The organism is uncultured Fibrella sp. (assembly GCF_964250085.1).
In the GTDB taxonomy this organism is placed as follows: domain Bacteria; phylum Bacteroidota; class Bacteroidia; order Cytophagales; family Spirosomataceae; genus Fibrella.
This window is the reverse complement of sequence record NZ_CAXUEC010000003.1, coordinates 924,687-945,778: the sequence shown is the minus strand read 5'-3', so window position 1 is coordinate 945,778 and position 21,092 is coordinate 924,687. Positions and strand designations below refer to the sequence as shown.

The following is a 21,092-nucleotide window of genomic DNA, read 5'->3' as shown; positions in this document are numbered from 1 at the left end:
GGTTATTTTATTAGAACGGAGTTTTTATCTAATCTCGGCTGCTGACCACCCCGCAGAATGGTGTTGCCGTTGAATTTCTGGCTTTGGTCAATTGCCAGTCCATCCGCAAAATCAGCGGTGTTTATCTGGCCACTTTGCGCAAAGGCATCGATGGCATTTTGGTACGTGACCTGCCGGATGTGCTCGAGCGGAATGCCGCGCATAACCATCAGTGCTGCCGTTTTGGGCACGGCCAGTGGGTCGCTGATACCCCAGTCGGCGGCTGAGTTCACCATGATGCGTTCCGGGCCGTACTGCCGCACCACCTCGACCATGCGTTCGTTACCCATTTTGGTGAACGGGTAAATCGTAAATGCCGCCCAGAATCCTTTATCCAGCACCGACTTCACCGTCTCTTCGTTGTTGTGATCCACGATCACCATTCGAGGGTCGAGACCATGTTCGAGGGCAATGGCCATACTGCGCTCAGTGCCTTCCTTTTTGTTGCGATGCGGCGTATGTATCTGGACGGGTAAACCGCTTTCTTTTGCCAGTTCCAACTGAGCCCGGTAGAACCGATCTTCGGCGGCCGTTTGATCGTCGAAGCCAATTTCACCGATGCCCACCACGCCCTCTTTGTACACAAAGAGCGGCAACAGTTCCATCACCTCCTCGGCCAGGGGTACGTTGTTGGCTTCGCGCGAGTTGAGCCCGATTGTGCAATAGTGCTTGATGCCAAACTGCGACGACCGGAACCGTTCCCAGCCAATCAGGCTGCTATAATAATCTTTAAACGTAGCCAGACCGGTACGCGGCTGCCCCAGCCAGAAAGCGGGTTCGATCAGGGCCACAATACCCGCATCGGCCATCGCCTGATAGTCGTCGGTGGTGCGGGAAGTCATGTGAATATGCGGGTCAAAAAAACGCATACCCTGAATATAGGTGGGGTAGTCGAAGGGCGTTTCGGCTACGGGTGCCGGGCTTGGTGAAACGGCCTCGTCTTCGGCGTGAGAAGGGTTCATAGGAGAGAGTTGGTTACTGGTTATTAGTCACTGGTTATTGGCGTTGCACAGGTACAGCCTGTGCCGTAAGGCGAAGCTCCTCAGCGGAGCAACAACGAGTCACTAATAACCAGTAACCAATAACTGTCTTGCTGGTTCGTAGTCGGTTTCGGCAATCACCTGACGGGCGGCGAGCTGGTCGCGTTCGTCGGGTGATTGCAATAGTTTTTTTACGTCGGCGAGCAACGTTTCGTTCATGAAGTGCGGAATCAATTGCCATACTTCCGCCGGAACGGTCCGGCCGGCGGCCCAGCGTTCATGGGCGAAGTTCGACAGGTCATTGGCCAGTGTCTGGTTGGCCCGTTGGGCTAAACCTGTGATTTTAGTGATGGGTTTATCGTTAAAAATACATTTGAGCACCAACTGATTCCAGGCCGCTTCAGGGAAATAATCGGCTGGGTACGTATTGCCAAACGCGATGGCATCGAACACCGGACTCATGTTGGACCGAACGGCTTCGGTGGCCTGAAATAGCCAGCGTTCCGGGTACGTTAGCAGGGGCAGGGCAGCGTACAGCGCAACAAGTTCCTGCAACTCGGCCGTATCAAACAGCGTTTGAATGGCCTTCACATAGGCATCTTCCGGTTCGGCTGGCAGGGACGTGAGCAGCAGTCCGCGTGCCAACTGGTCCATTGTCCAGTTGGGCGGCATTCCGTTGGGCGGCGTTCCGTCGGGCTTCTCAGGTACGTTCCTGCGGATAATGAACCGGGGAGCCGCTACAAATGCAGCCAGTTTCGCCGGGGTAGGAGCCGCCAGTTTGCTTTCCAGCCAGTGTCGTTCGGCGTCAGTGGCTGCGTTGATGAAGGTGGATTGAAGAGTTGTCATAATGAACCACAAAGACGCAACAAGAAGCGCAACGAAAAAAGTAGCCGTATTAGGTACACTACTGATTTTGATCAATAACAAACGTAAACGGCATCAAATTCGCTTAAAGGGGGCTGTGCATGGCGAAAGTGGCCAAGAGTATAACTCTCAACGGCTTTTGCCATGCACGACCCCCTTTAAATTGAGCCAATTACTTGCTACCGAAAACCCGCTTTAGAATGTCAGTGACGCGGGCAACGGGGTCTTCGCGGATGCGCTTTTCTTCCTGAGCCACCAGAATAAACAGCCCGTCGACGGCCTTGTTGGTGGCGTATTCGGTCAGGTTGGCGTTGACAGGTTTTACCAGGGGAAGCCGGTTATACGTCGACGCCAGGGTGTTGTAATACCGCGTGGCGTTGTTCTTCTGCAGGGTGCTGTCGATAATTGGCGTGAATTCCGAGACCAACTGCTGGCCTGTGGTGCGGCGCAAATACTGCGTAGCCGCATCCTGACCACCCCGCAAAATACCCACAGCGTCGGAAATGGACATTTGGGTAATGGCTTTGAAGAAAACAGGTTTCGCCTTTTTGGCCGCATCTTCGGCCGACCGGTTCAAGGCCAGCACAAACTGGTCGACCTGATTGCCGAAACCTAGCTGCCGTAAACGAGATTCAATGCGCTGTGCTTCAGGGGGAAACAGGATCTTGATCAGGGTGTTTTTATTGTAGCCATCCAATGCCGAAGCCTGGGTTGCACCCTTGTCGATGCCCACGCGAAGCGCTTCTTTCAGGCCGGTAGCAATCTCGGTCGACGAGAGTGACCCTCCCGACGCAGCCGGCTGGATCACTTTCTCGAGTAAGCCACCCAGCTTGCCAAATGGACTGGACGGCTGCTTTTGTGCGGGCTTACTGGTAGTGTCCTGAGCCTGAACGGCCCCGGTGAGCAAAAGCGAGAGGCCCAGGGCCCATGCACGAATTGGTTTCATCTCAATAGGTTGTTTTACGTACTTTTGACATTGGTAACTGTAGAATGTAAAGCGGCCTGTACAAAAAAAATGTTCCCGCCCAACACAGCGGCAATGGCCAGTTTACACCCTACGGTAGCTTCGAACGCGGAATGCCGTCGTTCATTTAGATCAATACATTCTCTATGCCAACTACCATCAGGGCCGAAGTGATTACCATTGGTGACGAAATTTTATTCGGCCAGATTATCGATACCAATACCCAGTGGATCAGTACTGAACTGACCAACATCGGCATACGGACTATTCGGAAGACATCCGTTGGCGATGAAGCCGGGGTTATTTTAACGGCTCTTGCCGAAGCCGCCGCCCGCGCCGATGTGGTGATCATTACCGGTGGCCTGGGACCAACCAAAGATGATATTACCAAAAAAACGCTTTGTGAGTTTTTCGGCGTCGGCATGGTCCGCAATCAGGCGGCGCTGGAGCTGGTAACCGGTTTTTTTGAGAAACGCGGCCGTGAAATGACCGACCTCAACCGCATGCAGGCCGATCTGCCCGAAAACGCCGAGTACATTCAGAACGATTGGGGAACGGCCCCTGGTATGTGGTTCGATCAGGACGATACGGTCTTTATCTCACTGCCCGGCGTTCCGTTTGAGATGAAAAGCCTGATGACCTATCGGATGTTACCGAAGCTGAAAGAGCGATTCGTGATGCCAGTTATCCGCCATAAAATGATCCGGACGATTGCCATCGGGGAGTCATTTCTGGCCGAGCGCATCGAGGCCTGGGAAGATGCCCTGCCGCCTCATATCCGGCTTGCTTACTTACCCAGTTTTGGCGGTGTAAAACTCAGGCTGACCGCTACCGGTACGGATAATGACCAGCTTGGCCGTGAACTCGATGAACAGGTAGCCAGGGTGCTTCCGCTGATCGAAAAGAACGTGTATGGCTATGATGACGACGAAATTGAGACGGTCGTGATCCGGCTGCTGAAAGAAAAAAACCTGATGCTGGGCGTTGCCGAAAGCTGTACGGGTGGACAGGTAGCGGCCACACTAACGAAGGTACCGGGCGTTTCGGCTGTGTTTGCTGGCGGTATTGTTAGCTATAGCAACGAGGTCAAAATCATTGCGCTTGGCGTGAATCCCGAAACACTTGGGCAGTTTGGGGCCGTGAGCGAACCAACAGCCAGCGAAATGGCCGAAGGCGTGCGGGTCATGCTTGGCACCGATGTAGGCATTGCCACCACCGGTATTGCCGGACCAGACGGCGGTACACCCGACAAGCCCGTTGGCACCGTCTGGATCGCCGTAGCCACGGATAACGGGACCGTTACGAAGCACCTGAAACTGGGCCAGTATCGTGAGCAGAATATCACGCTCACCACAACGTACCTACTAAATCTTTTACGTGAACAACTAATTTGATTTTGGATTTTGGATATCGGATTTGGGATTTGTTGCTTACGCGTTCACGTTCTCTGCCACAACAGTTGAACGCGTAAGCAACAAATCCCAAATCCGATATCCAAAATCCAAAGTCCCATAATATGGCTCTCATCGACATGGTCATGCCCAAAATGGGCGAAAGTATAATAGAATGTACCGTTATCACCTGGCTCAAAGAGGTTGGGGATCGCATTGAAGTTGACGATTCGGTGCTCGAAGTGGCAACGGATAAGGTTGACACCGAAGTGCCAGCCTCGGCAACGGGCATACTGAAAGAGCGGCTGGTCAACGAAGGCGACATTGTGCCGATTGGTCAGGTCATCGCCCGGATTGAAACGGAACAGGAAGCAGGTACGTCCGCTGCGTCACCGGACCCTGTTCCTATGGCTTCACTGGAGCAGGTCGGCGTCGACGTAGCTGCCGCCAACGATGTAGAGGAAGCTGAAGTAGTCCACTCGGCGGCGGCGCTCGAAGCCAGCATCGGGTCCATGAGCACAAAACCCGGACTGGTGCCGGTAGCGGCGGGTCCGGCATTCGAGGGCCGTTTCTACTCCCCACTCGTGCTGAATATTGCGCGGGAAGAAGGCATTTCCCGTGCCGAACTGGACACAATTCCGGGGAGTGGTTCCGACAACCGGGTGACCAAGAAAGACATGCTGGCCTATGTGCTCGACCGTGCCGAAACACAGCGGGCAGGGAGCAGCGAGAAAAAGGCAACTGTGCCGTCTGCCACGCCCCCAACTCCACGCGCCCAGCCCCATGCCCCCAGCCTGAATGGGTCGGCCGACATTGTTCAGATGGACCGGATGCGGAAGATGATTGCGCAGCGTATGGTGGAATCGAAACAGATATCACCGCACGTTTCGTCGTTTGTAGAAGCCGACATGACTGCCATTGTGCAGTGGCGCACGGCCAATAAAGACGCCTTCAAAAAACAGACCGGCGAAAACCTGACCTATACGCCCATCCTGATCGACGCGGTGGTGAAAGCCATTCGCGACTTTCCGATGATCAACGTATCGGTGGATGGCGACAACATTCTGGTCAAACGCAGCATAAATATTGGCATGGCGGTAGCCCTGCCAACGGGAAACCTCATTGTGCCGGTCATTCACGACGCCGCGCAGTATAACTTGATTGGCCTGACAAAAAAAGTGAACGACCTGACGCGGCGTGCCCGCGAAAACAAACTCACGGCCGACGATCTGGCTGGCGGGACCTACACGATCTCGAACATAGGTACGTTCGGTAACCTCATGGGTACGCCCATCATCGTGCAGCCGCAGGTAGCCATTATGGCGTTTGGAGCAATTGTGAAAAAACCCGCCGTGATTGAAACACCACAGGGCGATCTGCTGGGTATTCGCCAACTTATGTTCCTGAGCCATTCATACGATCACCGCGTGGTGGATGGAGCCCTCGGTGGGCAGTTTGTCCGCCGTGTTGCCGATTATTTCGAGGGCTGGAACGAGCCTAACCTCTAACATGATGATCCGCGTACCATCTTCGCGTACCATACAACCTTTATGAAGAAACGCATTTGCATTGACCAGGATGATGTGCTGGCCAACACCCACGCCAAACTGATTCAACTGTACCTGGCTTCGGGTGCGCCCCGCTATGAACTGGCCGAACTAGAGCAGAAATCCTTTCAGGAGATTCTGGACGAGAACGAGCGAAAATCCATCCACGAGCAGGTATTCGAGCCGGGCTTTTTCGCTGATATCGAGGTGATGCCCGGTGCGCAGGAGGCGGTTTTGGCCCTTCAGGAAAAGTACGACGTCTTCGTGGCTACGGCGGCGATGGAGTTCCCTAATTCGTTTCGTGAAAAATACGACTGGCTGGCCCGCTATTTTCCGTCGATTCATTGGAAAAACATTATCTTCCTTGGCGATAAGAGTATTTTAGGCGCCGATTACCTCATCGACGATATGCCGTATAACCTACACACGTTCAAGGGGAAGGGCCTGTTGTTCGATGGGTTGCATAATCGGGATGAAACGGCCTTCGAGCGGGTGATGAACTGGACCGACGTAACAAATCTGCTACTCGGTTAGCGTTTCTTAACCAACGGTCCAACAAGCAGCCTGAACAACTCGTTGAATGTACAACTAGCCAACTATACGTAACGCCCCACGTGAATATGCCTCAAATAAGTTGCTCGTTTTGCGGTCGCCGCAAAAATGAAGTTCAATTGCTACTGTCTGGTATCGATGCCCACATTTGTAATCATTGCATCGAACAGGGATTTGAAGTCGTTGTTGAAGAAACGCGCCCTAAGAAAAGCCAGAACGCAGAGCCACCAAAGCTGAATTTGATCAAGCCGCAGGAAATGAAGCGGTTTCTGGATCAGTACATTATCGGGCAGGACGAAGCGAAAAAAGTATTATCAGTGGCCGTTTACAACCACTACAAGCGATTGATGCAGCCGCGCACTGACGACGAGATCACGATTGAAAAATCGAATATTCTGATGGTGGGCGAAACCGGGACCGGTAAGACGTACCTGGCCCGCACCATCGCCAAAATGCTCGATGTGCCCTTTTGCATTGCCGATGCCACCGTTATTACCGAAGCCGGGTACGTTGGCGAAGACGTGGAAACAGTGCTGACGCGGCTCTTACAGGCGGCCGACTACAAGATAGATCAGGCGGAGATGGGCATCGTGTACATCGACGAGATCGACAAGATTGCCCGCAAATCAGATAACCCGTCGATTACCCGCGATGTGAGTGGCGAGGGCGTGCAGCAGGGATTGCTCAAACTGCTGGAAGGGTCATCGGTCAATGTGCCGCCGCATGGGGGGCGCAAACACCCGGATCAGCGTTTAATTTCGATTAATACCGAAAATATTTTATTCATCTGCGGTGGTGCTTTTGACGGCATCGAGCGGCATATCGCCAAACGGGTAACCTCGCGTCCTATCGGATTTACCGACGAGCGCCGCCTGCACGCCAGCACCGATCGGAGCCATCTGATGCGGTACGTGTCGGCGCAGGATTTGAAATCGTTTGGCCTTATTCCCGAACTGTTAGGTCGGTTGCCCGTGCTGACACACCTCGATGCGCTCGATCGCGACGCGCTTTATCGTATCCTGACAGAGCCTAAAAATGCCATTACCAAACAGTATGATAAACTGTTTGCGATGGACGACGTAGCCGTTCGTTGGGACGATTCGGCGCTGAACTACATTGTTGATCAGGCGCTTACTTTCAACCTGGGTGCTCGCGGGCTTCGGTCAATCTGCGAATCGATTATCACGGATGCTATGTTTGAGCTTCCCTCGCAGGAAGGAAAAAAAGAACTGACCATTACGCATGAGTATGCCTCCGAGAAGTTCAGCCGCACGGCGGCGCACGAACTTCGGAAAGCCGCATAAACAGGGCTGAGCGCCCAACGAGTTACCAATCGACGTCGCGTTGCTACACCTGTCATTAGGCCCTGTAGCGGCGCGACGTCCGCCTTTTTTTGGGGCATTACAGAAAACGCAATTAGTTCCATTGCGTCAGATGTTCACAACATTCAGGAGGGGTTCGTGTTAGGAGGCAGATAGCTTATCTCTCACTTAACACACGAACGTTATGAACACGTCGACAAAACACACACTTTTAGTCCTTGCCGTTACGGCTTTTTTAGGCTCTTGCAGCCGTCCGGTGGCTACTTTTCAGCCGTCTAAAGCAGAACGGTTCTATTCGGTACAAACTCCGGTTATGCCAGTAGCCACTCAGGAAGTAGTAGCTAGCGAACCGGTAGCCGTTGCACCCGTCGTGGCTGAAACTCCAGCCGCGCCCGTAGCTGCAAACGCTACGATCAACGAGGCACTGACTAAAGCAGAAGCTTACGCATCGACGAAAGCCCGTCCTGCCGATGCGCGCAAACTGGAGCGCCGGATCACTAAAATTCGGGAAGTGTTGGCTGCCAACCCACAACAGGCCCTGACAACAAACAATGCAGTTAGCCAGAAAACCACGCTGGTTAAGCGCATGATGCTGAAAAGCATGGACAAGAAGATTCAGAAGCATCTGGCGCCTGAACAACCAATGCGGAGCAGCACGCTAACAGCCGGTCTGGTAATCGGTCTGATTGGCTTACTTCTGTTGCTGTTGACAACCGGTACAGCGGCAACTATTGGTCTGATCGCTTTGGTGGTTGGTATTGTCCTCGTTATTTTGGGCCTGCTCTAATTAGTAGTTCACATTAATTCATTGGTTATTTCCAACACGAGTATGAAACAGTTTATTCACTCCGTATCGCTTGCCCTGGCGGGCGCTGCCCTGCTTACTGCCTGTAGCCGTCCCGTTGCCACATTCCAGAAGTCGCAACCTGAGCGTTTTTATTCTCAGCAGAAAACAACAGAGCCTGTGGTATTGACTGAAGAGGTGGTAACGCCTGCTGCCGACGTACCTGCGGTGGTTGCGACCGAAGCCGTTGCAAATGCACCGGTGGCTGTGCAAACCAAACAGGCCTCTGACGCGCTGGCTAGTCTGAAAACAACCAACTCTACAGACCGCCGCCTGACAAAGCGGATCGAGAAAGCAGAGAAGATGCTGGCCGATGTGAATCAAAAAACGAGCACGCAGGCGGTTACGTCGACGAAAAAGGCTAGCTTTTTTGAGCGCACTATGCTGAAAAGTATCGACAAAAAGATCAAGAAGCACATGGCACCCAAAGAAACAACGGCTATGACAGGCTACGTGCGTCTTGGGGCCATTATTGCACTGGTTGGTCTGCTGTTGCTGCTGATCGGTAATGGCGTAGGTGCCACTATCGGCCTGATCGCGCTCATTGCTGGCCTGGTACTCGTGCTATTGGGCGTAATAAACCAGGGAAGCCTGTAACTTAGAACGTTACCGGTAGTGCATTAATTGAATTGTCCTGAATCGGGCGACTTGTTGATTGGTTTTACCAACACAAGCCGCCCGATTTCTGTTAGAGACGGTATTACCTCAACCAACTTTTCTATGCTCAAACGTCCAACCCTCGTCTTTCTGCATGGGCATCCACTAAGCCCGGTTATATGGGACTTCCTGGCCTCAGCCCTGTCCGACGATTATGCCATCATCAAGCCTGACTTTTCCCGGCTGACCGATCATACCAGCATTGATGCCTACGCCGACGAGTTGCAGGGGCAGCTAAGTTCGTCAGAAATGGGCGCATGCGTGCTGATCGGTCATTCGATGGGCGGCTACATCGCGCTGGCGGCCGCCGAAAAATATCCCGACCGGGTGAAAGGCATTGTGCTCGTTAATTCAACGGCCTTTGCCGACCCCGATACGGACCAGCAACGCCAGAAGCGGGAGGAAGCAAAACAGAAGCTGGAAACAGAAGGTGGTCATGCGTTTGTCGAGAAAGCCATTCCAGCCATGTTTTCGGAACAGCACCGTCAGTCGCTCGCCGACACCATTCAGCAACTGGTCGATGCCCACAAGAACCTGCCCGAAGCCGCCATGCTGGCCGGTTTACAGGCAATACGTACCCGGCCAGACCGGTCGGATTTTCTGAAAAATGCGGACCTGCCCGTGCTGATCATTGCAGGTCGGGAGGATAAAGCGATCCCGTTCGAACGCTCGGAGGAATTGAAACAGAAACTGCCCAGCGCCGAATTTGTAGTGCTCGAGCAGTCGGGCCACTTAGGTATGATCGAGGAGCCGGAGCAGTTGGTACTGGCTATCAAACCCTTTTTGGAAAAGATCACGGTCGATTGAGTTGGTTCGTTACCGTGATTCCTAATTAAACGTAACGCGGACTTCAGTCCGCAGGCCATTATTTTGCCTGCGGACTGAAGTCCGCGTTACGTTTATACCTATACCCTGTCAAAATCCGTATTTTTGCCGACTTATCACCAAAGAACGTCCGTATGTCACAGCTATTCAACGTCTACCCACTCTACGATATCGAACCCGTTCGGGCGCAAGGCAGCTACCTTTGGGATGCCAATGGCACGCGGTACCTCGATCTGTACGGCGGTCATGCCGTGATTTCGGTTGGTCATACGCATCCCAGGTACGTTCAGGCCTTGACCGATCAACTCCACAAGATTTCGTTCTATTCCAACTCGGTCCACATTCCGCAACAGCAGGAACTGGCCGATAAACTGGGCGAACTGTCGGGCCATACCGATTATTCGCTATTCCTCTGTAATTCAGGTGCTGAAGCCAACGAGAATGCGCTCAAGCTAGCTTCATTTCATACGGGCCGGAAAGGGGTTGTTGCCTTTACAAAATCGTTTCACGGGCGTACGGCCGGCGCTGTAGCCGCCACCGATAACCCGGCTATTGTGGCTCCGGTAAACTCAACGGAGCACGTCACGTTCCTTCCTTTCAACGGCATCGACGGCCTTGAGGCGGGTATTACAACCAGCACCTGCGCCGTCATCGTGGAAGGTATTCAGGGCGTGGGCGGTATTCAGGTAGCCACTGATGCGTTCTTGCAGGCGCTCCGCAACCGTTGCGACGAAACGGGAGCCGTCCTTATCCTCGACGGTGTGCAGTGCGGATATGGTCGAACCGGCCAGTTTTTTTCGCACCAGTTCAGCGGAATCCGGGCCGATATTATCTCGATGGCGAAAGGCATGGGCAACGGTTTCCCGATCGGTGGTATCCTTATTGCGCCTGAGTTCAAAGCCAGCTACGGCCTGCTGGGCACCACGTTTGGCGGCAATCACCTGGCCTGTACGGCGGCCATTGCCGTGCTCGACATCATGCGCGAAGAAGGCCTGATCGAGAACGCCGACCGCCTTGGAACGTACCTGATGGATGGTATTCGGCAGATTGGCGGCTACAAAGACCTGCGTGGTCGTGGGCTGATGATCGGTATCGAGTACGATTTTCCGGTTGAAAACCTGCGCCACAACCTGCTATTCGGGCATAAGCAATTCACGGGTGTAGCCGGTAAGCATACCATCCGTCTGTTACCTTCTCTGGCGTTAGGCACCGACGAAGCCGATCAATTCCTGGAAGCGCTGAGCCAGGAAGTTCACCGCGAAGACGCAACCGTTTCACGCTAAGGGCGCAAAGAGATGGAAGAGAAAATCCTTAATCGTCATAGACCCCCAACCCCCTAAAGGGGGCTAATGCTCCGCGAGGGCAGGTAAGCAGCACCTTAGCCCCCTTCAGGGGGTTGGGGGTAAAGCTGAGAATGTCTCAGTTCAACTTCTGATAATTTACAACACTCCGTGTACTCTGTGCCTCTGTGTTTCATCCTTTTCCAATGCACCAATTCATCTCACTCGCCGACGTCACGGATCTTGACGCATTGATTCAATCTGGCCGCGACGCCAAGGCTAATCCATTCGCCGATGAACAGCTTGGCCATCACAAAACTATTGGCCTGCTTTTTTTTAACTCCAGCCTACGTACCCGCCTCAGCACCGAAAAAGCCGCCCGTAATCTCGGCATGAACGTGATGACCCTCAACGTGGGGGCCGATAGCTGGGGACTGGAAATGGAAGACGGCGTATTTATGAATGCCGATAAAGCCGAACACGTGCGCGAAGCCGCCGCCGTGATGGGCCGTTATTGCGACATCCTCGCGGTTCGTGCCTTTGCCGGGCTGACCGACCGCGAAGCTGATTACAAAGAGCAGGTAATGACCCAGTTTGCCCGGTATGCAGGCGTCCCCATCGTCAATCTGGAGTCGGCGACACGCCACCCATTGCAATCACTGGCCGACTGTATCACCATCGACGAAGCGAAGACAACGCCCAGACCGAAGGTGGTGCTCACCTGGTTGCCGCATATCAAGCAGTTGCCACAGGCCGTTGCCAACTCATTCTGCGAATGGATGAACCCCCGCGCCGCCGCTGGCCACATCGACTTTGTTGTGACGCATCCGAAAGGCTACGAACTGGCTCCACAATTTGTTGGCAACGCACCGGTGATCTACGATCAGGACGAAGCCTTCGCCGGGGCCGACTTCATTTATGGTAAAAACTGGTCGTCCTACGCCCAATACGGGCAGATGCTCACCAGCGATCCGTCCTGGGCGGTGACGATGGATAAAATGAACCTGACCAACGACGGAAAATTCATGCACTGCCTGCCCGTTCGTCGTAACCTGAAAGTGTCCGACGCCGTTCTCGATAGCCCCCAGTCGCTGGTGATCGAACAGGCCGCCAACCGCGAATGGTCGGCGCAGGCCGTGCTGAAGGAGATATTGTTAAATTTAAAATAGTTTAGTGCGGTCCCGCGTCTGGGTTGGGGGTAAACGCCGCTTAAACTGTTATAAGTAAAATCAATGAATCAAACTACCGTTTTCAAAATTGGCGGCAACGTCATCGATAGTCCCGCCGCGCTGACCCGCTTCCTGACGGCTTTTTCTACCCTCCGTGGCGATAAAGTACTGGTGCATGGTGGCGGTAAGATTGCCACGCAGATTGCCGAGAAGCTGAACGTACCTACCACGATGGTTGAAGGGCGGCGTATCACCGATAAACCCATGCTCGACGTAGTGACGATGGTGTATGGTGGCCTGATCAATAAGCAGATCGTGGCGCAGTTGCAGGTTCTTGGCGTGAATGCCATTGGCCTCACCGGGGCCGATGCGGGACTCGTAAAAGCCCAGAAACGCCCCGTTGCAGCCATCGACTACGGTTTTGTCGGCGACATTCAGGAGGTCGATTCGGGCCGGTTACAGTCGTTCACCAATCAGGGCCTGGTGCCCGTGCTGGCCCCGCTTTCGTTCGATCCGTCGCTGGGTACGTTGCTCAACACGAACGCCGATACAATGGCGCAGGCACTGGCCGTCGACCTGATTCGCCACAACGAGGTGACACTGGTATACTGCTTTGAAAAGAAAGGCGTGCTATCGAATCCCGACGATGACGATAGTGTCATTAGCCAGCTCACGCCTGCGGTCTATGCTGCACACAAAGCTGCCGGCAGCATCAACAAAGGCATGATCCCGAAACTCGACAACGCCTTCGCCGCCCTCGATGCCGGTGTAAAGCGCGTCATCATCTGCCACGCCGATGACATAGCAGCAGCGTTGAACGGGGCAGCAGGAACGGTAATCAGTTAGCTTCGTCCTGATGGTTGATCTGTAGGGGCAACCCATCGTGGTTGCCCGCCTTGCGTCAGCAATACGCCGATCAAACAATCTGTCCACCCATTGGCTATTTCATCAACAATTTTGAAATGCAACCCAATCGGGGCGGTCGCTATCGCGCCCGAAAGCGGGCAGCCACGATGGGCTGCCCCTACATATCAACCATCAGAAACCCCTATAACGCCAGTTCTTTCGCGCTCACGATGGTGAGCACTTCGGTGTCTTTGAGGCGGGCGGCGAGGCCGAGTGTTTTGGGTACTTCGTAGTGGAAGAAGAACTTCATGGTGTGCAACTTTCCTTCATAGAACGCCAGTTCATCGCCCTGTGGGTTTTGTGTCAGGATCAGTTGCTTGGCCACGATGCCCTGTTTCAGCCACTGCCACGCCACCACCACAATCCCCATCTGTTCCAGAAACAGCGTGGCATCGCTGAGGTAGCGTTCGTAATCACCCGCGCCAGCGTGCGGCATGATCGCCTGCATCACTTCCTGAATACGGCCCAACTCCGTTTTGAGGATGCTGGCATACGGTTTTAGATCGTCATGAGTAGCTGCTTCGGCAATGGTCTTGCCGATTTCCTGCATCAGCAGTTGCGCCGCTTTGCCACCTTTCATGGTCATCTTCCGACCCAGTAAGTCCTGCGCCTGAATACCGGTAGTGCCTTCGTAAATTGGCGTAATCCGAATGTCGCGGTACAACTGCTCCACCGGAAAATCCTCCGTAAAGCCGTAGCCACCAAACGTTTGTACGCTCTGGCTCACCGACTGAACGCCCATCTCTGACGGGTAGCTTTTCGCCATCGGCATCAGAATCTCCACCAGCAGATGCGCGTTTTCTTTCTCTTCGCCTTCAGCCACGTGCGCAATGTCGAACTGCTTCGCCGCTTCAAGCAATAGGGCCAGCGAACCTTCCGTTACGGCCTTCTGGAACAGCAGCATCCGCCGAACATCGGGGTGGTTGATGATGGGCGTCTGGGGCGAATCGAGGGCATTTTTTTCGTTCAGGCGGCGGCTTTGTGGGCGTTCACGGGCGTATTGCAGGGCCGCGTGGTAGGCTGCCGTGGCAATACCCGCCGCAGTCATGCCCACGCCAATCCGGGCCTCGTTCATCATCTGGAACATGTAAGGTAATCCCTGGTGTGGTTCGCCAACCAGGTAGCCAACGCAATCGTCGCGCTCGCCCATGGTTAGGTGCATGGCCGGTACGCCGCGTTGCCCCATCTTGTGGTAAACGCCCGTCGAAGTTACGTCGTTGTCAGTCTGATCGGTACCATCGTTGGTCAGGCGGTACTTGGGTACCACAAACAGGGAGATCCCTTTTGTGCCTTTGGGAGCACCATCAATCCGGGCAAGCATCAGGTGAATGATGTTACCCGCCGCGTCGTGGTCGCCTGCCGAGATAAATACTTTTTGTCCCTTGATCTTGTAGGTTCCATCGGGTTGCGGTGTGGCCGAGGTCATCACGTCGGAGAGCGACGAACCGGCCTGTGGCTCGGTAAGGGCCATAGTGCCCTGCCACTCGCCCGCCAGCATTCGGGGGACGTAGGTCTCCGTGAGGTCAGCGGACCCAAATGAGGTGATCAGATTGGCCGCGCCCGACGTCAGGCCGACGTACATCATGCCGTTGTTGGCGGCCATGAGAATATAGCCGATACTGGAACTGATGAGCTCGGGAAGCTGCTGACCGCCCTGTTCAAACGAAAAGCCGGTGCCGATCAGGCCCGCGTCGCCCATCGCCTTGATGAATTCTTTTACTTTGGGGTGAACAGTAACCTGCCCATTTTTCAGCTCGGGCTGGTTACGGTCAACCTCGCGGACATACGGGTATAGGAGCGTGTCGGCAATCTGCGTAGCCGAGTCGATCGCCATGTCGAACGTACCCCGGTCGTGGGCGGCGAAGAACGGGTATTTTGTCAGATTTTCGGCATGGAAGACCTCGTGAAGCAGAAACTGGAGGTTGCGTTTACTGAAGTAGGCAGACATAAGAAGGAGTTTACAGTTTTTCGTTTGCTGTTTTCAGTTGCTTCGCTAAGCTGAAGAACTACACGTTGGCAGCGCAACAGTAAACGGTAAACAGTAAACTGAAAACAGAGGTAGTATGCACGCATACTATTATGTAAAAGTAAGAAAAACAAGGATTCTTCCCTTGAAGAATCGACAAAAACCATATTGGTATAGATGTTGTTTACGTTTTGATGCTAAATCACTAACCAATTCATTACGGATCATGAAACAGACTGTTTCTTTACTAGTACTCATGCTGCTTGCCATGACGGCGACCGTTGGGTTTGCTCAGAACGCAAAAAGCCCCCATTTAACCGTTGAAAGCCCCGATAAAACCATCAAGGTCGTTTACGGTCAACCCTCAAAAAGAGGACGGGTTATTTTCGGCCCTGAAGGCGTCACGTCACTTGAAAAGTACGGTAAACCCTGGCGCACCGGTGCCGACGCCGCTACGGAGATCACCTTCAAGAACGATGTTATGTTTGGCGGTAAAATGGTGAAGGCAGGTACCTACACGCTGGTGACCATTCCAAACGAGAAAGAATGGTCGGTCATTCTGAACACGGTTTTGGGGCAGTGGGGCGCGTATGATTACGACAAGCATGTCGCCAAGAACGTGCTGGAAGTGAAAGTACCCGCCGTGGCCAGCAAGATGCCGGTTGAAAAACTGACGATTACGCCAACCAATAAAAGCGTGAGTATCGCCTGGGATACAGCCATGATCACCATTCCCGTGATGAACCACGGCATGAGCAACTAGGCAACGTACCTGAAGCATACACTATACGCTATCGCACACAAAAAATCCCGACCATTATCTGGTCGGGATTTTTTGTGTGACAGTCTACAAATTCAGGTATGCTACTTACCTGATGTACTTGGCTGATGTTTATATATTGCAAAACGACCGTCGAAAAAAGATAGGTTATAGAACGGCAATTGTTTGGTACCTGCCGGTGGATAATACGGTTCGGGGCGGTAGACATAATCCATGAGTATGAAGTCTACTTTACGATCATTTGCCCAGGGTCCTAAGTCGCCGGGGCGGTTAGAAAAGTAGGTAAAATTTTCGTGACAAAGCAAGTATGCATATTGTTCATACTCATTGAAAAAGAATGTCAACGGGACCAGTCCTCTCTCCGTTGACGAAAGATGGGACCGTAATTTTTTATAAGCAACAGGGATATATTCTTGACTATTATTGGTATAAATTATTTCAATTGTTCCATATAGCCCAATCACCATGTATAAAATCAGCACAAACTTTAAACCTAAACTGGTAAACGGTTTTTTCCTGTATAGCTCATAAATAATGAGGAGCATAAACGGAATAAACAACGTTAAATAGCTGCCTGACGGCGACTTTGTTAGGATCCAGAACGATATAAAGAGGAGGAGTGAGTATATTTTCAGATCAGCGGGTATGGTATTGAGAATTTTCCGTTGATGCCATACGATGTACACAAATAAAATAGAAAGCGCTGCGTGTTCGGGTGTATAGAAAAACAACCTCGGATAAGTGGCCATGACCAGTAACTTCGAGGTTATAGTGAAGGCATTTTGTGTAGCGGGGTCGCTTTTAAATTGACTCAGCCAAACGGCTATGCCGTTGTCGGCCATCAGAACATCAATGAAATAGGTCATACTCGTGCAGCCAGCGATTATGGAGAAGAGAACAGCCGCTTTGAAAGTGCGTTGATAGACCAGCAGCCCAACGCCAGCCAGCAGGTAGATAACTCCATTTAAGTGGCTGAGTAGCGCTAGACCAGCCAGTAAGCCGCCAAACGCTGCGTTGCGTAGCTTATGTCTTGAAGCTATTAAACAGAGAAAAGAGCTGAATCCTAACGCGGCGACCACCATATCGGGTCGGTTTTCGAAACTTGTTCTAATCAGAAATCTGTTTGAGAATATAAGGATAAGTATTGCTAGTAAATAAGGAGAGTTGTACGAATATTCTCGTTTACGGATATAACTCGTTACGGTGAAAACAAGAAGACAGAAAAAGAGTAAACCCGTAAGCTGAACGGTAGGAAGCTGATGCCCGAATAGTTTGATCAGAACGGCACCAATAGCTATAAATAATTTGTGGCTAACCAGAAGTTGCTTCTCCCAGCCTAATATGCCCCTGAAAAATTCAGAACGTACAATGCCATTTTTACTGAGCCAGTATGATTCTTCGGCAATCCAGGCATCATCGCCGGTTGGGTACCGATGATAATAGGTGGCTATAGTCAAGCCTACCAATACAAAAAGGACAATGTGCAGGAAACGATTACCCGGAAAAGACATCGACAGATTCAAATCAGAACGAATTTTTATGAAACCGCTATTTGCCTAATAAACGATAGTTTTTGTACTCGCCTATTCGCCAGTTGGTCAACTTTTCAATAAAAGTAAGTATCCGCACTCTAGGCGAATACCTGCGTTGGCGGGTATCAAACGTAAATGAATTATTGGTTGAAGCAATGCGAGGCAGCATCACGGCAGGATGCGTGCCTGTAAACTCGGCAAGTGAGTCGATATGTTGTTCGTAACTGAACTGTTTTGCTTCATTCGCCACTCGTTGCATGGCTTCTTCGCTATGCCAGAATCGATAGAAATAGCCGACTTTTGCCCGTTGCAATTCAATCGGTTTTACCCAACCGTAATGGTAGATATAGGCGTCGATTAGTTTGACCCGCAACTTGGTATTGTCCTTTTTTCTAAAGCCCTGCGCATCGCGGTATGACGCCACGTTACCGGTATGGCGGATGACCCGAATCTCACGTCGATACCACCGGCGCGAATCACCAACGTACCTGAACGAGCCGTAGAAGTGCAGGTATTTAAAGAGCAGCCCATCCACCCCGAGGTCGTTGAGGTTGTCCTGCATAGCCTGTCGAACCGTGTCGAGGTATTGCTCGTGCAGCACCTCATCGCCCTGAATGTAGAAAGCCCAGTCGGTGTCGGCCGATATGGCAGCAAGCGCTTTGTCCGTCTCTTCGGCCAGTACGCGCCCGCCTTCGCGCAACTCATCATTCCAAATCGTGTGGATAAGACGAATTTTAGACGATCCGATAGCCTGGATCAGGCCAATTGTATTGTCTGTTGAGTTGCCAACGGCCACCACGAATTCATCGCAAAGGGGCAATATAGACCGAATGGCTTCTACAATAGGATAGCCGAACTTTTCAGCGTTTCGGATGAAGGTAAACCCAGTGACTTTCATGATTGGTGGGCAAGGGTCGCGTACAAATTCGCACGCAAGTTAGCCACAAATCAGAATGGGTAGCCTACTGCAATATTCAGGATCAGGTTGTCGCGCCGCCATTCGGGGCTGCGAAGGTTGATCTGATTTAGCACCCAGCGCTGACCTTCAGGAAGATACGGCTTTTGGAACGGCGTGGCCAGATCAGCCCGGATCAGGAAGTACGACAAGTCGATGCGTAGGCCGAGACCGCCCCCGATGGCCAGTTGCTTAATGAAGTTTTTATTGAATTGCGAGTCAGGCCCGTAATACGTCTGATCAGTATACGACCATACGTTCCCTGCATCAATAAAGGCGGCTAGCTGAAAAATGGAAGTGAGTTTTGCTCGTAGCTCGGTATTGACTTCGAGTTTAATATCACCTCCACCGTCCTGAAACAGCACTTTTCCACCGGTACTTGAGAACGTACCCGGCCCAACGGCGCGGGGTCTAAAGGCACGAACACTGTTTGCTCCACCCACAAAATACTGCCGTATAAACGGCATTTCGTTGCTGTTGCCATAGGGGATTCCGATACCCCCGAAGAAGCGGTTGGCCCACACCAGCGATTTATTCAACTGAAAGTAGTGGCGGGAATCATAATCAATGCGAAAGAACTGGGCAAACGCAGCATCGAAAATGCGTTTGTAATCAGTCTCGTCATTCTTTAGCAACAGACCGGCCAGATTACCGGCAGGCTCAATGTTTACTGTATGCCGGTAGGAGTGCCGCTTATTGGCGTTGGGGTCTGAATTTACATTGAGTGTATAAATGGTACTCAGAATCAACTGATCCTGGAGGATTCGCAGAAGTGGGGCCGACACAGCAGCGTTTGTATCAGAAATGGCATTATAAAATTTAGGGCCAAAATTAAAGCTATGAACATAGTTGACATTGAACAAGGTAAGCGAATGCTCTACCCGGTTGCTCGTCCTGAACGCATACCCAAAGGAAGCCCGCACCGAACTCAGGTTGTAGAGCGAGTCGCGCTGAAGGAGTTCGTAGCCAATACTAAGATTCGTTTTGGGAAGTATCTGCCGCCGGTCATATCGGATCGGAAAGGGCGACACCAGCCTTGGGAAGCTCAGCGTGGCATCGGTGCCGTAGCGGTAGTTGGTAACGCCCCGCCCGGCCGCCCCGATCTGAAGGTCGATACCAGCCGTTCCGTTTATCGTTAGCTGTTCAGCGCGGCCCAGAAAATTCCGGCCTATGAAGCTCAACGTCAGCAACGTACCTGCGAGGTTGTTGGAGCGGGAGTTACCCGAAAGCTCCAGCCGGACCGATTTGCGGGGCAAGGGCGTCAGGTAGTAACTCACATCAAACAGGGCCGAATCGCGTCCGTTACGACCCACCGGCTCGAACCGATTACGGACGTATTTGAACGTACCCAGGTTCACCAGCCGAGACAGGGAAAGGTCCTGAACCCGGCTGTTGTACCGCCGCCCCGGTCGAAGCCCGATCACGTCGTTGAACAACTGCGGTTTAAACACCCGCGCCGAATCGACAATGAAAAACCGCCGGAGCGACCGGCCGGTATCAGCCGGGTTCTCAACGGGGGGGCGGTAGGCATCGGCGCGGTTGGTATCGCGGCGGGCGTTGCTCAGGGTGTAGTTCGGGAAAATGAAGACGTTACGGATGTAATACGGAATCTTGGCCGCTTCAGGAATGTCGGGCTTGATAGCCACGTAGAACCGGACTTTATGATTACCCGCGGCCGTATCGGTCAGCATAGCCACATATTCGGGCAGAAAATAATAGAAACCACGCTGCTTCAGGACGTCGGCAATGCGTTGTTTTTCGGCCGTTATGGTGTTGAGTATAAAGGCATTGCCTGGTTTTAGCAGTGTTTTAGGCGATGCGTTGAACATGGCCCGCGCCGCCAGTGTAGAATCGCCGATGAAGGATACCGAATCGATCAGGTAACGTTGAGGCACCTGTGCGGTGTAGCGGGCCTTGGTCTGGTAGCTGTCTACATCCACAAACTCACCCGACACCTGCGACCGGAAATAGCCTTCATTCTCCAATACGTTGGCCATCAGGTTACTGTTGGCGGTCAGGCCCCGCGCACTGGCCAGTACGGGTGCTTCGCCAAACCGGCGTCTGAGCCCCGCCCGAAAGCCTTTTTCCTTTTTAGGTTCACCGATGAAATAGTAAAAACCAACTTTATACGGAAAGCCAAACAGGCGTTTATTCGGTCTCGGACGAGCCAGTTCGCTGAGTTGTTCAGTGAGCCGGGTCTTCTCATCCTTGGTAATGGTCGAATCCGTATTCAGCACGAAATCAGCGCCGACGTATAGCTTCTCACCCGCTGGCAGATGTCTGGATACATTGCAGCTTTGAAGCAATATGCCGAAAAGAAAGGCGACTAGCAGGTATGGTTGAGATCTCTTCATTAATCAATTGATACTGATAATGCTGTTTTTTTTAGTGGTGGGGTTGTTCAGCTTTTTGCTGGGTGGGTGTTGCTTCGCGCTCTAGGCCCTTCGACAGGCTCAGGGTGACAACTCACATTCAGATGTTGATGACGAACTTGAGTGGGATTGTCACCCTGAGCCTG

The 21,092-nt window shown here is 52.5% G+C and carries 18 protein-coding genes; 11 read left to right on the top strand and 7 right to left on the bottom strand.

The window, feature by feature from the left end:
- Window positions 1-2: 2 nt before the first annotated feature.
- The 3 genes from ACFE8Q_RS13545 to ACFE8Q_RS13535 form a co-directional block, all read right to left on the bottom strand.
- Complete coding sequence (locus ACFE8Q_RS13545; protein ID WP_375445928.1) at window positions 3-1,001, bottom strand: TatD family hydrolase; 999 nt, start codon at window positions 999-1,001, stop codon at window positions 3-5.
- A 102-nt stretch (window positions 1,002-1,103) separates the two neighbouring features.
- Complete coding sequence (locus tag ACFE8Q_RS13540) at window positions 1,104-1,865, bottom strand: EboA domain-containing protein (protein WP_375445927.1); 762 nt, start codon at window positions 1,863-1,865, stop codon at window positions 1,104-1,106.
- 190 nt (window positions 1,866-2,055) lie between these two features.
- The gene (locus tag ACFE8Q_RS13535) at window positions 2,056-2,829 is read right to left on the bottom strand and encodes a DUF4197 domain-containing protein (RefSeq protein WP_375445926.1); all 774 of its coding nucleotides are present in this window, start codon (window positions 2,827-2,829) and stop codon (window positions 2,056-2,058) included.
- 164 nt (window positions 2,830-2,993) lie between these two features.
- On the opposite strand from ACFE8Q_RS13535, the gene ACFE8Q_RS13530 reads away from it, so the two are divergent.
- From ACFE8Q_RS13530 to argB, 10 genes are all read left to right on the top strand, one after another.
- The gene (locus tag ACFE8Q_RS13530; protein ID WP_375445925.1) at window positions 2,994-4,241 is read left to right on the top strand and encodes a competence/damage-inducible protein A; all 1,248 of its coding nucleotides are present in this window, start codon (window positions 2,994-2,996) and stop codon (window positions 4,239-4,241) included.
- Window positions 4,242-4,363: 122 nt separating this feature from the next.
- Window positions 4,364-5,746, top strand: coding sequence for a dihydrolipoamide acetyltransferase family protein (locus ACFE8Q_RS13525; protein ID WP_375445924.1), 1,383 nt, complete (start codon window positions 4,364-4,366; stop codon window positions 5,744-5,746).
- A gap of 42 nt (window positions 5,747-5,788) precedes the next feature.
- Window positions 5,789-6,319, top strand: a complete 531-nt coding sequence (locus ACFE8Q_RS13520) for a 5'(3')-deoxyribonucleotidase (protein WP_375445923.1) — start codon at window positions 5,789-5,791, stop codon at window positions 6,317-6,319.
- Window positions 6,320-6,405: 86 nt separating this feature from the next.
- Window positions 6,406-7,641, top strand: coding sequence for an ATP-dependent Clp protease ATP-binding subunit ClpX (gene clpX / locus ACFE8Q_RS13515; protein WP_375445922.1), 1,236 nt, complete (start codon window positions 6,406-6,408; stop codon window positions 7,639-7,641).
- A 202-nt stretch (window positions 7,642-7,843) separates the two neighbouring features.
- Window positions 7,844-8,446 (top strand): hypothetical protein, encoded by a 603-nt coding sequence (locus ACFE8Q_RS13510; RefSeq protein WP_375445921.1) that lies wholly within the window; start codon window positions 7,844-7,846, stop codon window positions 8,444-8,446.
- 42 nt (window positions 8,447-8,488) lie between these two features.
- Complete coding sequence (locus ACFE8Q_RS13505; RefSeq protein ID WP_375445920.1) at window positions 8,489-9,100, top strand: hypothetical protein; 612 nt, start codon at window positions 8,489-8,491, stop codon at window positions 9,098-9,100.
- 123 nt (window positions 9,101-9,223) lie between these two features.
- Complete coding sequence (locus tag ACFE8Q_RS13500) at window positions 9,224-9,967, top strand: alpha/beta fold hydrolase (protein ID WP_375445919.1); 744 nt, start codon at window positions 9,224-9,226, stop codon at window positions 9,965-9,967.
- A gap of 152 nt (window positions 9,968-10,119) precedes the next feature.
- Window positions 10,120-11,268 carry an aspartate aminotransferase family protein gene (locus ACFE8Q_RS13495; RefSeq protein ID WP_375445918.1) on the top strand — a complete coding sequence of 383 codons (1,149 nt, stop codon included), beginning with the start codon at window positions 10,120-10,122 and terminating at the stop codon, window positions 11,266-11,268.
- A gap of 203 nt (window positions 11,269-11,471) precedes the next feature.
- Entirely contained in the window at window positions 11,472-12,434 is a 963-nt protein-coding gene (locus tag ACFE8Q_RS13490) for an N-acetylornithine carbamoyltransferase (protein ID WP_375445917.1), read from the top strand.
- A gap of 63 nt (window positions 12,435-12,497) precedes the next feature.
- Window positions 12,498-13,280: an acetylglutamate kinase gene (gene argB / locus ACFE8Q_RS13485; RefSeq protein WP_375445916.1), complete on the top strand. Its 783-nt coding sequence runs from the start codon at window positions 12,498-12,500 to the stop codon at window positions 13,278-13,280.
- A gap of 202 nt (window positions 13,281-13,482) precedes the next feature.
- Here argB and ACFE8Q_RS13480 read toward each other — a convergent pair whose 3' ends face one another.
- Complete coding sequence (locus ACFE8Q_RS13480; protein ID WP_375445915.1) at window positions 13,483-15,288, bottom strand: acyl-CoA dehydrogenase; 1,806 nt, start codon at window positions 15,286-15,288, stop codon at window positions 13,483-13,485.
- 244 nt (window positions 15,289-15,532) lie between these two features.
- Here ACFE8Q_RS13480 and ACFE8Q_RS13475 point away from each other — a divergent pair, with 244 nt between their 5' ends.
- Entirely contained in the window at window positions 15,533-16,069 is a 537-nt protein-coding gene (locus ACFE8Q_RS13475) for a DUF2911 domain-containing protein (RefSeq protein WP_375445914.1), read from the top strand.
- A gap of 101 nt (window positions 16,070-16,170) precedes the next feature.
- Here ACFE8Q_RS13475 and ACFE8Q_RS13470 read toward each other — a convergent pair whose 3' ends face one another.
- The 3 genes from ACFE8Q_RS13470 to ACFE8Q_RS13460 are packed head-to-tail and all read right to left on the bottom strand — an operon-like array spanning window position 16,171 to window position 20,928.
- Window positions 16,171-17,610: a hypothetical protein gene (locus ACFE8Q_RS13470; RefSeq protein ID WP_375445913.1), complete on the bottom strand. Its 1,440-nt coding sequence runs from the start codon at window positions 17,608-17,610 to the stop codon at window positions 16,171-16,173.
- Window positions 17,611-17,635: 25 nt separating this feature from the next.
- Window positions 17,636-18,517 carry a glycosyltransferase family 2 protein gene (locus tag ACFE8Q_RS13465; protein WP_375445912.1) on the bottom strand — a complete coding sequence of 294 codons (882 nt, stop codon included), beginning with the start codon at window positions 18,515-18,517 and terminating at the stop codon, window positions 17,636-17,638.
- A gap of 50 nt (window positions 18,518-18,567) precedes the next feature.
- Window positions 18,568-20,928 carry a BamA/TamA family outer membrane protein gene (locus ACFE8Q_RS13460; RefSeq protein ID WP_375445911.1) on the bottom strand — a complete coding sequence of 787 codons (2,361 nt, stop codon included), beginning with the start codon at window positions 20,926-20,928 and terminating at the stop codon, window positions 18,568-18,570.
- Window positions 20,929-21,092 lie beyond the last annotated feature (164 nt).

Coding starts and splice junctions, on each gene's coding strand:
- ACFE8Q_RS13545 (WP_375445928.1), bottom strand. CDS start 1,001: ATGAACCCTTCTCACGCCGAAGACGAGGCCGTTTCACCAAGCCCGGCA.
- ACFE8Q_RS13540 (WP_375445927.1), bottom strand. CDS start 1,865: ATGACAACTCTTCAATCCACCTTCATCAACGCAGCCACTGACGCCGAA.
- ACFE8Q_RS13535 (WP_375445926.1), bottom strand. CDS start 2,829: ATGAAACCAATTCGTGCATGGGCCCTGGGCCTCTCGCTTTTGCTCACC.
- ACFE8Q_RS13530 (WP_375445925.1), top strand. CDS start 2,994: ATGCCAACTACCATCAGGGCCGAAGTGATTACCATTGGTGACGAAATT.
- ACFE8Q_RS13525 (WP_375445924.1), top strand. CDS start 4,364: ATGGCTCTCATCGACATGGTCATGCCCAAAATGGGCGAAAGTATAATA.
- ACFE8Q_RS13520 (WP_375445923.1), top strand. CDS start 5,789: ATGAAGAAACGCATTTGCATTGACCAGGATGATGTGCTGGCCAACACC.
- clpX (WP_375445922.1), top strand. CDS start 6,406: ATGCCTCAAATAAGTTGCTCGTTTTGCGGTCGCCGCAAAAATGAAGTT.
- ACFE8Q_RS13510 (WP_375445921.1), top strand. CDS start 7,844: ATGAACACGTCGACAAAACACACACTTTTAGTCCTTGCCGTTACGGCT.
- ACFE8Q_RS13505 (WP_375445920.1), top strand. CDS start 8,489: ATGAAACAGTTTATTCACTCCGTATCGCTTGCCCTGGCGGGCGCTGCC.
- ACFE8Q_RS13500 (WP_375445919.1), top strand. CDS start 9,224: ATGCTCAAACGTCCAACCCTCGTCTTTCTGCATGGGCATCCACTAAGC.
- ACFE8Q_RS13495 (WP_375445918.1), top strand. CDS start 10,120: ATGTCACAGCTATTCAACGTCTACCCACTCTACGATATCGAACCCGTT.
- ACFE8Q_RS13490 (WP_375445917.1), top strand. CDS start 11,472: ATGCACCAATTCATCTCACTCGCCGACGTCACGGATCTTGACGCATTG.
- argB (WP_375445916.1), top strand. CDS start 12,498: ATGAATCAAACTACCGTTTTCAAAATTGGCGGCAACGTCATCGATAGT.
- ACFE8Q_RS13480 (WP_375445915.1), bottom strand. CDS start 15,288: ATGTCTGCCTACTTCAGTAAACGCAACCTCCAGTTTCTGCTTCACGAG.
- ACFE8Q_RS13475 (WP_375445914.1), top strand. CDS start 15,533: ATGAAACAGACTGTTTCTTTACTAGTACTCATGCTGCTTGCCATGACG.
- ACFE8Q_RS13465 (WP_375445912.1), bottom strand. CDS start 18,517: ATGAAAGTCACTGGGTTTACCTTCATCCGAAACGCTGAAAAGTTCGGC.
- ACFE8Q_RS13460 (WP_375445911.1), bottom strand. CDS start 20,928: ATGAAGAGATCTCAACCATACCTGCTAGTCGCCTTTCTTTTCGGCATA.